At 61.7% G+C, this 14,106-nt stretch carries 10 protein-coding genes; all 10 read right to left on the reverse strand.

Translation table 11 applies throughout. From position 1 onward, the window contains the following. Positions 1 to 176 precede the first annotated feature (176 nt). The 10 genes from HMPREF0372_RS17605 to HMPREF0372_RS17650 all read right to left on the reverse strand — a co-directional run bounded on the left by HMPREF0372_RS17605 (position 177) and on the right by HMPREF0372_RS17650 (position 13,567). A complete protein-coding gene (locus HMPREF0372_RS17605) occupies positions 177 to 4,337 on the reverse strand; it encodes a PolC-type DNA polymerase III (protein ID WP_007495527.1) in 4,161 nt (1,386 codons plus the stop codon). 25 nt (positions 4,338 to 4,362) lie between these two features. Next, the gene (ispG, locus tag HMPREF0372_RS17610) at positions 4,363 to 5,400 is read right to left on the reverse strand and encodes a flavodoxin-dependent (E)-4-hydroxy-3-methylbut-2-enyl-diphosphate synthase (RefSeq protein ID WP_007495529.1); all 1,038 of its coding nucleotides are present in this window, start codon (positions 5,398 to 5,400) and stop codon (positions 4,363 to 4,365) included. Between the two features lie 13 nt (positions 5,401 to 5,413). Continuing rightward, on the reverse strand, positions 5,414 to 6,490 hold the full coding sequence (locus tag HMPREF0372_RS17615) for a M50 family metallopeptidase (protein ID WP_007495531.1): 1,077 nt from the start codon (positions 6,488 to 6,490) through the stop codon (positions 5,414 to 5,416). A 15-nt stretch (positions 6,491 to 6,505) separates the two neighbouring features. Continuing rightward, entirely contained in the window at positions 6,506 to 7,669 is a 1,164-nt protein-coding gene (locus HMPREF0372_RS17620; protein ID WP_007495532.1) for a 1-deoxy-D-xylulose-5-phosphate reductoisomerase, read from the reverse strand. Between the two features lies 1 nt (position 7,670). After that, the gene (locus tag HMPREF0372_RS17625) at positions 7,671 to 8,498 is read right to left on the reverse strand and encodes a phosphatidate cytidylyltransferase (RefSeq protein WP_009256925.1); all 828 of its coding nucleotides are present in this window, start codon (positions 8,496 to 8,498) and stop codon (positions 7,671 to 7,673) included. Then, positions 8,499 to 9,245: an isoprenyl transferase gene (locus HMPREF0372_RS17630; RefSeq protein WP_007495534.1), complete on the reverse strand. Its 747-nt coding sequence runs from the start codon at positions 9,243 to 9,245 to the stop codon at positions 8,499 to 8,501. Between the two features lie 82 nt (positions 9,246 to 9,327). Continuing rightward, positions 9,328 to 9,882: a ribosome recycling factor gene (frr, locus tag HMPREF0372_RS17635; protein WP_007495535.1), complete on the reverse strand. Its 555-nt coding sequence runs from the start codon at positions 9,880 to 9,882 to the stop codon at positions 9,328 to 9,330. 1 nt (position 9,883) lies between these two features. Continuing rightward, complete coding sequence (gene pyrH / locus HMPREF0372_RS17640; protein WP_007495536.1) at positions 9,884 to 10,606, reverse strand: UMP kinase; 723 nt, start codon at positions 10,604 to 10,606, stop codon at positions 9,884 to 9,886. A gap of 90 nt (positions 10,607 to 10,696) precedes the next feature. After that, positions 10,697 to 12,895, reverse strand: a complete 2,199-nt coding sequence (locus HMPREF0372_RS17645; RefSeq protein ID WP_007495537.1) for an ATP-dependent helicase — start codon at positions 12,893 to 12,895, stop codon at positions 10,697 to 10,699. A 111-nt stretch (positions 12,896 to 13,006) separates the two neighbouring features. Further along, on the reverse strand, positions 13,007 to 13,567 hold the full coding sequence (locus HMPREF0372_RS17650) for a flavin reductase family protein (RefSeq protein ID WP_007495539.1): 561 nt from the start codon (positions 13,565 to 13,567) through the stop codon (positions 13,007 to 13,009). Positions 13,568 to 14,106 lie beyond the last annotated feature (539 nt).

A 14,106-nucleotide genomic window follows, 5' to 3' on the forward strand; every position in this document is an offset into this window, starting at 1 on the left:
AAACAGTCCGTCGAACAGGGTAATCTGACTCGTATCCGGCATGCCCCAGGGGCGGCCGCGCCGTCCCTGGGGTCCCGTTTCCCTCCATCTGGCGGGACGAAATCAATTCGCCCCGCCATCGAGGTTTTGCCTGCGGCAAAACGCTCGGACGCTACAGGCAGCGGACGGCATGCCGGTTAAAACAGTCCGTCGAACAGGGTAATCTGACTCGTATCCGGCATGCCGTCCAGAGCACCAGCGGCCTTGAGCTGCTCGATGTGGGTCTTGGAGACCTTGGGACAGGCTGCGGAAAACTCCTCGATGGATATAAACCGCTTTCCCTCCCGCTGCTCCATGATAGACCAGGCCGCCGTCTCGCCCAGACCAGGCACAGAGGTGAAGGGGGGCAGCAGGCTTCCCTTCTCATTGTCTGGCAGGAAGTTGACCGCGTGAGAGCGGTAGAGATCCATGTGCTCAAAGGTGAACCCCCGCAGATAGAACTCATAGACCACCTCAAGGGTGACCAAAATATCCTCCTCCACGGGAGAGGGCTTCTCCTTGCTCTCAATCTCCCGCATTTTAGCCTTACACACATCCATCCCCTGGCACATGAAGGTGGCGTCGAAGGCCTTGGCCCGGATGGAGAAGAAGGCGGCGTAGAAGGCCAGGGGGCGGTGGACCTTGAACCAGGCGATGCGGAAGGCCATCATGACATAGGCCACCGCGTGGGCCTTGGGGAACAGGTACTTGATCTTCTTGCAGGAGCCGATGTACCAGTCGGGTACGCCGGCGGCCCTCATCTCCTCCTCCGCCCCATCCGGCAGGCCCCGGCCCTTACGCACCGACTCCATGATCTTGAAGGCCCGCTTCTCCGGCATGCCGCAGGAGATGAGGAAGAGCATGATGTCGTCGCGGCAGCCGATGGCCTGGCCGACCGGGACGCCCTGATCCACAATCAGATCCCGGGCGTTGCCCAGCCACACGTCGGTTCCGTGGGAGAAGCCGGACAGGCGCAGGAGGATGTCAAACTCGTGGGGCTGGGTGTCCACCAGCATGCCGCGGGTGAACTTGGTGTTGAACTCCGGGATGGCCACGGCGCCGGTTGGGCCCAGGATGGGGTCGTCCACGAAGCCCAGCACCTCAGAGGAGGTGAAGATGCTCATGGTGTCCCGGTCGTCCAGAGGGATCTTTTGCGGATCCACCCCGGTGAGATCCTGGAGCATGCGGATCATGGTGGGATCATCGTGGCCCAGCATGTCCAGCTTGAGCAGGTTGGACTCCATGGAGTGATATTCGAAGTGAGTGGTAATGATGTCGCTGTTGGGATCGTCGGCGGGGTGCTGCACCGGACAGAAGTCGTAGATCTCCCGGTTCTGGGGGATGACCACCATGCCGCCGGGGTGCTGGCCGGTGGTGCGCTTGACGCCGGTGCAGCCCTGGGCCAGCCGGTTCTCCTCCGCCCGGTTTACCGTCCTTCCCCGCTCATCCATGTACTTCTTGACATAGCCGAAGGCGGTCTTTTCCGCCACGGTGCCGATGGTGCCCGCCCGGAACACGTGGGTCTGCCCGAACAGCTCAAAGGTGTACCGGTGGGCGTTGGCCTGATATTCGCCGGAGAAGTTCAGATCGATGTCGGGCACCTTGTCGCCGCCGAAGCCCAGGAAGGTCTCGAAGGGGATGTTGAAGCCGTCCTTGGCGTAGGGCGTTCCGCAGACGGGGCACACCGCGTCGGGCATGTCCGCGCCGCAGCCGATCCCCTTCTCTTTGGCGGTGTCGAAGTCCGAGTGCTTGCACTTGGGACAGCGGTAGTGGGGCGGCAGGGAGTTCACCTCCGTGATACCCGACATGAAGGCTACCAGGGACGAGCCCACGGAGCCACGGGAGCCCACTAGGTAGCCGTGGGCCAGGGAGTCCTGCACCAGCTTCTGGGCCGACATATAAATGACGTCGTACTTGCACTTGATGATGTCGCCCAGCTCGGCATTGATGCGGTCCACCACGATTTTGGGCGGTTCCTCACCGTAAAGGGCTTTTGCTTTCCCCCAGACCAGACTGGTCAGCTCCTCCGCTGAGTTCTCGATCTTGGGGGCGAACAGCCCCTGGGGCAGAGGCACTACGTCCTCACACCAGTCGGCTACCAGATTGGTGTTGCGCACCACCACCTCATAGGCCTTCTCCTTCCCCAAATAGGCAAACTCCTCCAGCATCTCGGTGGTGGTCTTGAAGTAGATGGGCAGAGACGAGTCGGCATCTTCAAAGCCCTTGGAGGCCAGCAGGACGTGGCGGTAGATCTCGTCCTCCGGGTCCAGGAAATGGACGTCGCCGGTGGCGCACACAGGCTTGTCCAGCGCCTCGCCCAGGGATACGATGGTGCGGTTGAAGTCCTTCAGCTCCTCCTGGCTCTGCACCATACCCTTGCGCAGCATGAAGGCATTGTTGCACAGAGGCTGAATCTCCAGGAAATCGTACCAGGAGGCAATGCGCTTAAGCTCCGCAAAGTCTTTCCGCTTTACAACTGCTTGAAACAGCTCTCCAGCCTCGCAGGCCGAGCCGATAATGAGTCCCTCCCGGTGCTGGTTGATCAGGCTCTTGGGCATGATGGGGTAGCGTTTGAAGTGGTCCAGGTGAGAGGCCGAGATGAGCTTGTAGAGATTGCGTAGGCCCAGTTGGTTCTTGGCCAGCACGATTAGGTGCTTGGGCTGGCGGCGGGCCTTGCCCCCGGTACGCAGCCTGGCCATAGCCGGATTGATCTGCTGGAGGGTATGTACACCCCTGTCCCGCAGCATCTCAAAGAAAGGTACCAGCATATAGCCCACCGTGGCCGCGTCGTCATAGGCCCGGTGGTGGTTGAAGGCAGGCAGATTCAGGTGCTCCGCCACGATGTCCAACTTGTGCTTGCCCAGCTCCGGCAGCAGGTTCTGGGCCAGAATCAGCGTGTCGATGGAGGTGCTGTCGAAGGGGCGGCCCATGCGGCGGCACCCCTCGGCGATGAAGCCCATGTCGAACTCCGCATTGTGGGCGGCCAGCGGGCGCTCCCCCACAAAGTCCAGAAAGGCATTTATGGCCTCCGCCTGGGAGGGGGCTCCCCTCAGCATCTCGTCGGTAATGCCGGTAAGCTCGGTGATCTCGCGGGTCAGAGGCCGTTCAGGATCAGCAAACGTGGAGAACTGCTCCACCACCTCCCCGTTCCGCAGTACCACCGCTCCGATCTCGGTGATTACATCCCGCCGCTTGTCCAGACCGGTAGTCTCAATGTCGAAACAGACGATATCGCCTGTAAAGTCTTGTTCCTTGTCCCCGTGTACCACCACCCGGTCGTCTACGTCGTTAATGAAGTACGCCTCCACGCCGTAAAGCACCTTGATCTTCTTGGCCGAGTGCCAGGCATCGGGGAATGCCTGGGCCACGCCGTGGTCGGTGATGGCGATGGCCCGATGGCCCCACGCTTCCGCCCGCTTGACCACGTTCTTGTCCGGCCCCGCCTTGGGGCTCACTTGGGTGAGGGCATCCATGGAGGACATGGTGGTGTGCAAGTGGAGCTCCACCCGCTTCTCCGGCGCGTCGTCGGTCTTCATGGGCTTGGCGCTCTCCATGATGGCGTAGGGCTCCAGCACCATGTCGCCAGTGAAGCGGTCGATGTTCAGCTTGCCCTGGATCACCAGATGCTGGCCCTTCTTCACCCCGTCCACAATGCCCTTCCCCTCGTCACCGGGGAAAAACTTGGACACCCGCACCGAGCCGGTATAGTCCGTCACATCGAAGCACACCACCCATGCGCCCCGCTTTTTCAGCTCCCGGTGATCCACGGCAAACACGTCTCCCTTGACGATGACGGTTCCCATGTCCAGCTCCAGGGTGCTCATGGGGATGCTCTCCCGCTTGATTTCGTGCTTGCCGTAGAGTAGCTTTCCTCTCGGGCCGCCGGAGGCCGCCTTTTTCTCCCGCGGGCTGGCAGTTTTGAGACCAGCCAGAGCTCTCCGGCGGATCTCCTCCGTGCGGCGGAAGGCCGCCATGGCATCCTCCTCCACCGGGGCGGCCGGGGGCGGAGGAGGAGGGGCGCTGGCCGCAGGAGCCGGTTCAGCCGCCACAGGAGCCGATGTGGGAGCAGTCGCGGCCGCCGCTCCCATCTCCAGCTCCACCCGCTCCACCCGGTAGGCCAAGGCCAGGCTCTTCTCGATCTGGTGCCGCAGGCCCTCCTCGGGCATTCGAGGGCACTCCACCTTGGCGCGGATAGAGCGGGCCGCCTTATCGATCACCGCCCCCGTGACCAGATAGCCGCCTGCCAGGGCCGCCAGCTCTTCACCGGGCCGCCAGGCGGAAAACAAATTCAAAAAGGGAATCTTCTGTGCCTGTGACATGGTTGAAACGCTCCTGCCTCCTCCGTCAAAGTTCCTCAATTAGTGCGAAAAGCTCGTCCACCAGGGCCTCCTGGGGAACCTTTTTCACGATCTCTCCCTTGCGGAAGAGCAGGCCCTCCCCGTTGCCGCCGGCGATGCCCACGTCGGCGGCGGAGGCCTCTCCGGGGCCGTTGACCACACAGCCCATGACCGCCACGGTGATGGGCTTGTCCACGGCCTTAAGCCGCTCCTCCACCTGGGTGGCCAGGCCGATGAGGTCGATACGGGTGCGCCCGCAGGTAGGGCAGGACACCAGCTCCGGTCCCTCCTTCCGCACCCCGGCGGCCTTGAGGATGTCCCGGGCGGCGTATACCTCCTCCACCGGATCGGCGGAGAGAGAGACCCGCATGGTGTCCCCGATACCCATGGCCAGCAAGCCGCCGATGCCCACCGCGGATTTGAGGGTGCCCATGCGCAGGGTGCCGGTCTCCGTCACCCCAAGATGTAAAGGATAATCACTTTCCCGATTCATCAGGCGGTAGGCCGCCATGGTGGTGCGCACGCTGGAGGACTTGAGGGACACGCATATGTCGGTAAAGTCAAATTTCTCCAGCAGGCGGATATGTCCAAAGGCCGACTCCACCAGGGCCTCCGGCGTCACCCCGCCGTATTTGGCCAGGATGGGCTTCTCCAGGGAGCCGCCGTTGACTCCGATACGGATGGGAATCCCCTTTTGGCGGCAGGCGTCGGCCACCGCCTTCACCCGGTCCTCCCCGCCGATGTTGCCCGGATTGATGCGCACTTTGTCGCACCCGGCGGCCACGCACTCCAGGGCCAGCCGGTAATCGAAATGGATGTCCGCCACCAGAGGGATGGGGCTCCGCTCCCGAATGGCCCCCACCGCCCGGGCGGCGGCCAGATCGGGCACCGCCACCCGCACAATCTCGCACCCCGCCGCCGCCAGACGTTTGATCTGCTCCGCTGTGGCGGACACATCGTCGGTGCGGGTGTTGGTCATGGACTGAATGGTGACCGGAGCACCCCCCCCGATGGGGACGCCGCCCACGCGAATCTGTCTGGTCATAGGACAAGCCTCCCTACAGGATCAATTTGTTTACGTCGCTGACGGCCACCACCACCATCAGGGCAATGAGGCAGAAGAAGCCCGCCATATTGATATAGCCCAGGTACTTCTGGTCGATACGCCTGTGGGTGAAGAAGTGGTAAATGCCGCCCACGAGTAGGAAAAGAATCTGCCCGCCGTCCAGAGCGGGGATGGGCAGCAGGTTCATCACCGCCAGATTGATGGCGATCAGCGCCACAAAGCTGAAAATATTGAGCAGAGCCCCGGCCATTCCGGCGGCAGCCGCCCCCTGCTGGCCCACCTCGCCGGCCATGGCGAAGATGCCGATGGGGCCGGCCATGTCGTTGAGGCTCACCGCGCCGCGGATCAGATCCCCCAGACTGAGCCATACCGTTCGCACGTAGTCGATGGACTGGTACCAGGCGTTGCGCAGGGTGCCCAGGGGCCCGGCCTCCCGGAGCTCCCCCACCATGACTCCCCGCTTCAGGCTCTGCTGGCCGCTCTCGTCGGTGAGGGTACGGTAGGGCAGGTGCAGAGTGCCCAGATCGAGCCGCCGGCCGTCCCGGAGCACCTCGACGGCCACATCCTCCCCCGCCCGGCCCAGGAAAAGAATCGCATCGCTCTGGAAATAGATGCGGTGCCCGTCGATGCGGTAGAATTCGTCGCCGGGCAGCAGGCCGGTCTCCCGAATGTCCTCCGCCCCCGGCAGATAACCGCTGACCACCGGCGCGGACGGACTCCCCGCCACGGAAAAGAGCACCAGCAGGATCACCAGCCCCGTCACAAAATTCAAAAATGCTCCGGCCACCAGAATGATGAATTTTTTCCACGCCGGCTTACCGCTGAAGGACCGGGGATCGTCCGAGGCCTCCTCCTCACCCTCCATGGAGCAGAACCCTCCGATGGGCAGGGCCCGGAGAGAGTAGGTCGTCTCCCCCCTTGTCCTGGAGAGCAGCTTAGGGCCCATACCGATGGCGAACTCCTCCACCCGCACCCCCAGGGTCTTGGCCGCGATGAAGTGTCCGAACTCATGGATGGCGATGAGCGCGCCGAAGAGCAGGATGGTAATCAGGATGAACAGGATGGTCATAGCATCGCTCCTTACTCAGTGCGTATCGGGCCGGTGTCCCCGCACGGCCTCCCGCGCCGCCTGATCCGCGTCCAGAATGTCCCCCAGGGAGGGAGACTGCACCGCGGGAACCGCGGCCATGGCGTAGGCCACCTGCTCCGCAATGCCGGAAAAAGAGAGCTGTCCGGCCAGGAACTGCCCCACGGCCTCCTCGTTGGCCCCGTTGAGCACCGCCGTGGCGCTGCCGCCGGTGTGGGCGGCCTCCAGGGCCAGGGCCAGACAGGGGAACGCCACATAGTCCGGCGCATGGAAGGTCAGGGGCGGGCAGGACAGCAGGTCCAGCGGCTCTGCCACCGCCGCAACCCGGCCGGGCCAAGTCAGGGCGTATTGAATGGGCAGGCGCATATCGGGCACGCCAAGCTGCGCCAGCACCGCATGATCACAGTATTCCACCAGGGAATGGACTATACTCTCCCGGTGAATCACAATGGAGATTTTTTCCGGGGGCATGTGGTAAAGGCGCATGGCCTCAATAAATTCCAGTCCCTTGTTCATCATGGTGGCCGAGTCCACGGAGATCTTGGCCCCCATATTCCAGTTGGGATGGGCCAGAGCCTGCTCTACCGTCACTCCGGCAAGGTCCTCCCCTTTCCATCCCCAGAAGGGGCCGCCGGAGGCGGTCAGAATCAGGCGGCGCACCTCTCCCCTGTCCTGGCAGCCCTGGAGACACTGGAAGATGGCGGAGTGTTCCGAGTCCACCGGCACCACTTGGGAGCCGCTCCATGCAGCCGCATCGCTCACCAGCTCCCCGGCGCACACCAGTGTCTCCTTGTTGGCCAAGGCGATGCGCTTACCAGCCCGGATGGCGGCCAAAGTGGGACGGAGTCCCACGATCCCCACCACGGCGGTGAGCACCGTGTCCGCCGCCTCCAGGCTGGCCGCCTCCAGCAGGCCCTCCATCCCCTCCGCCACGCGGATGGGCGTGTCAGCCAGGCGCAGGCGCAGGGACGCGGCGGCCTCCGGGTCCATCATCACCGCCAGCTCCGGCTGGAAGCGGCGGCACTGCTTCTCCATCTGCTCCACGTCCCGGTTGGCCGTTAAGGCGGCCACACGCATGCCACAGGCGGCAATCACGTCCAGTGACTGCCGCCCGATGGAGCCAGTGGAGCCCAGCAGAGAAATACAGCGGTTTTGTTCCATGCTATGCTCCTCCCACGGCGGGCAGGAACCGGAGCAACAATTCGATCAGGGGCGCGCAGAAGATCACGCTGTCAAACCGATCCAGCACGCCGCCGTGTCCGGGAAAAATGTTGCCGAAATCCTTGATTCCGTACTGCCGCTTGATATAGGAAAATGACAGGTCGCCCATCTGGGAGATGGCGCTGCCCAGGGCTCCGTAGAGGGCCAGGTACAGGTAGTTCACAGTATAGTCGAAGGCGAAGCGGAGCAGCACGCCGTACAGTACCGTGCACACCACCGTCCCCACAAAGCCGCCCACGGCCCCCTCCACCGTCTTTTTAGGAGAGAGCTCCGGCGCCAGCTTGTGCCTGCCGAAAGCCATGCCCGCAAACAGTGCGAAGGCATCGCTGATAAAGGCCGCCACCAGGGGCAGGATGAGCAAAGGCTCCCAGTGCTCCATCTGGCGAATGCGCAGGAAGGAGGACAGGAAGAAGGGGATCACCACAGTCAGGAAAAAGGCGCCTCCCAGCTTCTCCAGAGACAGGCGCTTGTGGCTTGCGATGGCCTCGGCAAAGAGAAGCACCACATACACGAACAGGCCGCACAGCGCGGGCAGAGGCCGCCCGTCATAGTAGACCCAGAAGGGAATCAGCCCGGCCAGTATGATGGAGTAGCCGGAGATGCGGGTATGCTTCAAAAAGCCGGTGGACCAGAGCACCTCATGCACCGCGATCATGGACAGCCCGGCAATGAGGAGGCACAGAGCCCAAGGATACGCGGGAGAAATCAGGTAAAACAGCACCAGCAGGAGCGGGATGAAAATAACCGCCACCATGATTCGCTTACCCACTCAGACACCTCCAAAACGGCGGGAACGGCCCTGGTAGGCCGCCAACGCCCTATGCAGCTCCTCTTTGGAAAAATCGGGCCACAGTACGTCAGTAAAATAGAATTCCGCATAGGCGGACTGCCACAGCAGGAAGTTGGAAATGCGCACTTCCCCGCTGGGGCGGATCACCAGATCCGGGTCGGGTACACCATTGGAGCAGAGGTATTCGGAAAACAGCACCTCGGTCAGCTCCTCCGGTTTCCGTCCTCCCGCCGCACAGTCTGCGGCGAAATGTCGGGCGGCCCGAACGATCTCGTCCCGTCCCCCATAGTTGAAGCAGACGTTGACCTGCATCCCCTCATACCGCTCGGAAATCTCGCTGGTTTTCCGGCACATATCCTTGAGCTCCTGGGGCAGCGGCTCCAGATCACCAAAAAAGTGGAGCTTAATTTTGTCCTTCTCCATCTTTTCGATGGACTCCAGCAGATACTTTTTCAGCAGGCCCACGATGGCGGAAACCTCCTCCAGCGGGCGCTTCCAGTTCTCCGTGGAAAAGGCGTACACTGTAAGGTACTCCAGTCCGATCTTCTGACAATAGGTGGCGATGCTGCGGAAAGTCTCTGCCCCCGCGGCGTGCCCCGCCGTACGAGGCAGGCCACGGCGCTTGGCCCAGCGGCCGTTTCCGTCCATGATGATTGCCACGTGGCGGGGCAGGCGGTCAAAATCCACCTGTGCCTCCCCGCTCTCTTTCGTTTTTAAGAATGACATAGTTTATCCTACCCGGTCCCATAAAATTCCGGTGCGGGACATCCAGGTGTCCCGCACCGTGAGGTCTATCTGCTTTACAGGCTTAGACCGCCATCAGCTCTGTCTCTTTTTTGGCAGTGAGCTCGTCGATTTGCTTGCAGCGCTTTTCGGTCATGTCCTGGAGCTCCTTCTCATAGTCCTTCCGGTCGTCCTCGGTAATCTCCGACTTCTTTTCCATGGCCTTAAACTTTTCCATGGCATCCCGGCGGATGTTGCGGATGGCCACCTTGCCGTTTTCGCCGTACTTCTTGACCTGCTTCGTCAGCTCCTTGCGGCGTTCCTCCGTGAGCTGCGGAAAGGCAAGGCGAATTACTTTACCGTCATTCTGTGGATTGATGCCGAGATCGGAGGTCTGGATGGCCTTTTCAATGGCCTTGAGCAGGGTGCTATCCCAAGGCTGGATCATCAGGCTCCTGGGGTCTGGGGAGGAGATAGCCGCTACCTGGTTCAGAGGTGTGGGAGCGCCGTAGTAGTCCACGGTGATCTTGTCCAGCACAGCGGCGTTGGCGCGGCCGGCCCGGACGCTGGCGAAATCGCTCATGACCACGTCAATGGTCTTCTGCATCTTTGCATCGAATTCCTTGTTGACTTCCTTCATATCACGGTTCCTCCTTGACAATGGTTCCAATTTTCTCTCCCATAACGACCCGCAGGATGTTCTCCGGGTCCTTCAACGCAAACAGAACCACCGGGATCTTGTTATCCATGGACAGGGACGTGGCGGTGGAGTCCATCACCTGCAGGTGCTGGGCCAGCACATCGTCATAAGTGATGGTGTCATACTTGACCGCAGAGGGGTCCTTCTTCGGGTCGGCGCTGTAGACGCCGTCAATGTTCTTAGCCAGCAGAATGGCATCCGCGTCGATCTCCGCGGCCCGCAGCACCGCGGCCGTGTCAGTGGAGAAAAACGGGTTGCCGGTGCCGCAGCCAAAGATCACGACCCGGCCCTTCTCCATGTGCCGGATGGCTTTGGAGCGGATGTACGGCTCAGCCATGGCGCGCATCTCGATGGCGGTCTGCACCCGCACGTCCACGCCCTTCTGCTCCAGCACGTCGGCCACGGCCAGGGCGTTGATGGTGGTGGCCAGCATACCCATGTGGTCGGCGCGGGTGCGCTCCATCCGGTCGCCGCCGTCCTTGACGCCGCGCCAGAAGTTGCCGCCGCCCACCACGATGCCGATCTGCACGCCACAGGCTACGCACTTCTTGATTACGTCGCACACACTGCCGATCACGTCGAAGTCCAGGCCACGGCTGGCCTCTCCGGCCAGCGCCTCGCCGCTCAATTTCAAAAGGACCCGCTTATACTGCGGTTCACTCATACGTTCAACCCCTTTATACGGTATTCAGTCCCTTTTATTTTAATATAGTTTTCCACGTTTGCCTAGGGGTTAGGCCAAAGTTTTTACAAATTATTCGTAATCGGAGTTTTGCCGCTCACCCGTTGAAGGGGCATCCTCCGGCCAAGCCTCCAGCTTCGCCCGGAAAGAGATCCGCCGGGGCGTCTCCATATCGTCGAACTGGACCAGGTGGGCTCCCCGGTTCAGGTCCACGTCCAGCACCCGGCCCAGCCCGAACACGAAATGCCGCACCCTCTGGCCCACCGGAAGGAGCACCGCGCCGTCGTCCGGGGGCAGGGCGCGGTTGCTGCTCTCGGCGTACCCCCTGGCCGCCTTCAGCAGGCCCTCCTGGGGCTCCGGTACGGGGATGAATGTCCCCCACATGTCCAGCAGGAACCGGGAAGGGTAGCGGGGTGAGCCGTCGAAATTCGTCCCGTCCGCCTCGGACAGGTACAGCCCCTTCTCTGCCCGTGTAACCGCCACAAAGGCCAGCCTCCGCTCCTCCTCCATTCCCTGACGGGTGCGCACCTTCCGTGAGGGGAAGATCCCTTCGTTCATGCCGCACAGGAACACATAGGGGAACTCCAGCCCCTTGGCCGCATGGACGGTCATCAGCTTCACACGGTCCCCCACCTCCCCGGTGTCGCTATTGGTAAAGAGGGCCACATGGGCCAGGTAGTGCTCCAGGGTACATTCCTCGCCGCAGGTGGTCTCATACTCATAGACCGCCTGCTTCAGCTCGGCCAGATTGTCCAGCCGGTCCTGGCTTCCCTCGGTGCGGAGCATCATCTCGTAGCCGCTCTCGTTGAGCACGGCGGACAGCACCTCTGAAACTGGCCGCCCCTCGCATTCGGTGGAAAGCCCCTCGATCAACGACACAAAAGACCGGGCCCGCGTCCCCTTAAACAGGGGCTCGTCCAGGCACTCCTGCAGGGCGCGGTATAGAGGGCAGCCCTGCTGCGCCGCGTATTCCTCCAGAAAAGCCATCCGCCGCTTGCCCAAGTTGCGCTTGGGCGCGTTGACGATGCGCCGGAAGGACAGATCGTCCCGGTAGGCGAGCATCCGCAGATAGGACAGGGCGTCCTTGATCTCCATCCGGCTGAAAAAGGGCACGCCGCTGTAGATCGTATAGGGAATCTTCTCACGGAGCAGAACGCCCTCCACCGCCCGGGTGACATAGTGGGCCCGATAGAGCACCGCCATGTCCCGGTAGGGCACCCCCTTCTCCCGCAGCTTGGACATCTCACCCGCCATCCATCCGGCCTCCGTCACCGGGTTCTCCCCGAAATGGCACAGGACGGGCCCGCCGGATGGAAGGGTGGGGCGCAGCTCCTTTGGGATACGGGCGGCGTTTTGTGCGATTAGGGCGTTGGCCGCCGACAGGATCTCCGGTGTGGAGCGGTAGTTTTCCGTCATCAGAATGGTCTTTGTGCCCGGAAACTGCTTGTCAAAATCCAGCAGGTACTTTACGTTGGCCCCCCTCCAGGTGTAGATGGTCTGATCCGGATCACCCACGATGAACAGATTCCTGTGATAGCCGCAGAGCACCTCCATCAGTCCATACTGGAGCCCGTCAATGTCCTGGAACTCGTCGATCATGATGTACTCCAGCCGCTTCTGCCACTTGAGCCGGATAGCCTCATTTTCCTGGAAGATATGGAGGGTGAATTTGATCAGGTCGTTGTAGTCCAGCCCAAAGCACTTTCTCTCTTGGTAGAGGTAGCCGTAAAAGATCATATCCCCGGCCTGTACCGCGTCCAGATACCTCTGCTTCAGAGCGTCCAGCGACAGACTAAGCATGTCCCGGTAATACTCAGGTTCCTTGAACAGCTTGCGGATTTCGATCATATCCCGCGCCGCCCGGAAGGTCATATCCCGGAGGCTGAGGCCCCGCTCCTCATAGATCATCTGCAGCATGGCGTCAATGTCTGCGTTGTCCAGTACCAGAAAGCTCTTTGGATACCCCACCACGTGGCTGTCCTCCTGGAGCACGGAGACGCAGAAGCCGTGAAAGGTGTTAATGTAGCCCGTGTCGTCGTCCCCGGTCAGCCGATGGATGCGCTGACGCATCTCCGCGGCCGACTTGTTGGTGAAGGTCACGCACAGGATATTCCCCGGCAGGATACCCAGCTCATTGACCAGGAACGCAAACCGATGGGACAGGGCGCGGGTCTTGCCGGAGCCCGCCCCGGCGATCACCCGAACAAAGCCTTCGGTCGCCGTGACCGCCTCCCGCTGCGCCCGGTTGAGTCCCTCCAATAAATCCTCCATGGCATCGCCCCCTGATAGAACATCCGTTTTCTTTTATTATAACAGGCCCGGGGACAAGTCTCAAGAGAAAAAGCGGCGGCCCGGACTGTCTCGCCGAACCGCCGCTTTCTCTCACTTGAGCTTCTTTCCGTCCTGGAAGGCGTTGCCCACCTTCTCCCCCAGCACCAGGTAGACGCTGTTTGCCATGTCGAAGGTGATGGGGCGCAGCTTGGCCGGATCAATGGCGCCGTCCGCGTTCAAGATGCGCTCGTCCGCACTGACGTTGACGATCTCGCCAACCAACAGCTCACTCTCCTCGTCAAAGCTAACAAACCGGCACTCCAGGGCCAGGGGCAGCTCGTCGACCAGCGGGGCGTCCACATGGGCACTCTTGGTCACATGGAACCCCGCCCTGGCCACCTTGTCCGGCACCTGATTGGCCGACACAATGCCCAGGTAGTCGCACTCCGTCACGTGGTCCGCATCCGCCATGCTCACCGTGAATGCCTTCCGGGCCAGGATATTTTTCACCGTCTTATGGCTGGCGCTCAGATACATGGCCACCCGTTTCATGTCGGCAATTCCGCCCCAAGCGGCGTTCATTACGTCCGGGGTGCCGTCTTCGCCGTAGGTGGCGAGCATCAAGACAGGCTGAGGGTACAGGAAGGGTTTGGCTCCAAAATCTTTCCTCATGATTGTTGTCCTCCGTTTCCATTTTATAATGTAGTACTTAGTATAGCACGTCCCCCGCGTCAAGCACAATCCCCCTGCACCAAACAGAACCCGCTGTCACGGAAAAGCGCCGGACACTGAGTGTCCGGCGCTCGAAGCCAATCTGCAGTTTACTTGCCCAGCTGCTTGGCGATCTCTTCGGCGAAGTTCCGCCCCCCCCGGCTTGCCGGGCGGGGATCCCCGATTTTCATTCGATTGGGGCGGAATGAATCCGCCCCAATCCAAGGCTTTGCCTCCGGCAAAACGCTTGTACGCGCCATGCGGCGCGGCCCGCCGGAGGCGGGCGCAGGAGAACGCGCAGGCATGGAAAAGCGCCGGACACTCAGTGTCCGGCGCTCGAAGACAATCTGTGGTTTACTTGCCCAGCTGCTTAGCGATCTCTTCGGCGAAGTTCCGCCCCACCCGGCAAGCCGGGCGGGGAGCCCCGATTTTCATTCGATTGGGGCGAAATGAATCCGCCCCAATCCAAGGTTTTGCCTCCGGCAAAACGCTTGTACGCG

Origin of the sequence: Flavonifractor plautii ATCC 29863 (assembly GCF_000239295.1) — a bacterium.
Classification (GTDB): Bacteria; Bacillota; Clostridia; order Oscillospirales; family Oscillospiraceae; genus Flavonifractor; species Flavonifractor plautii.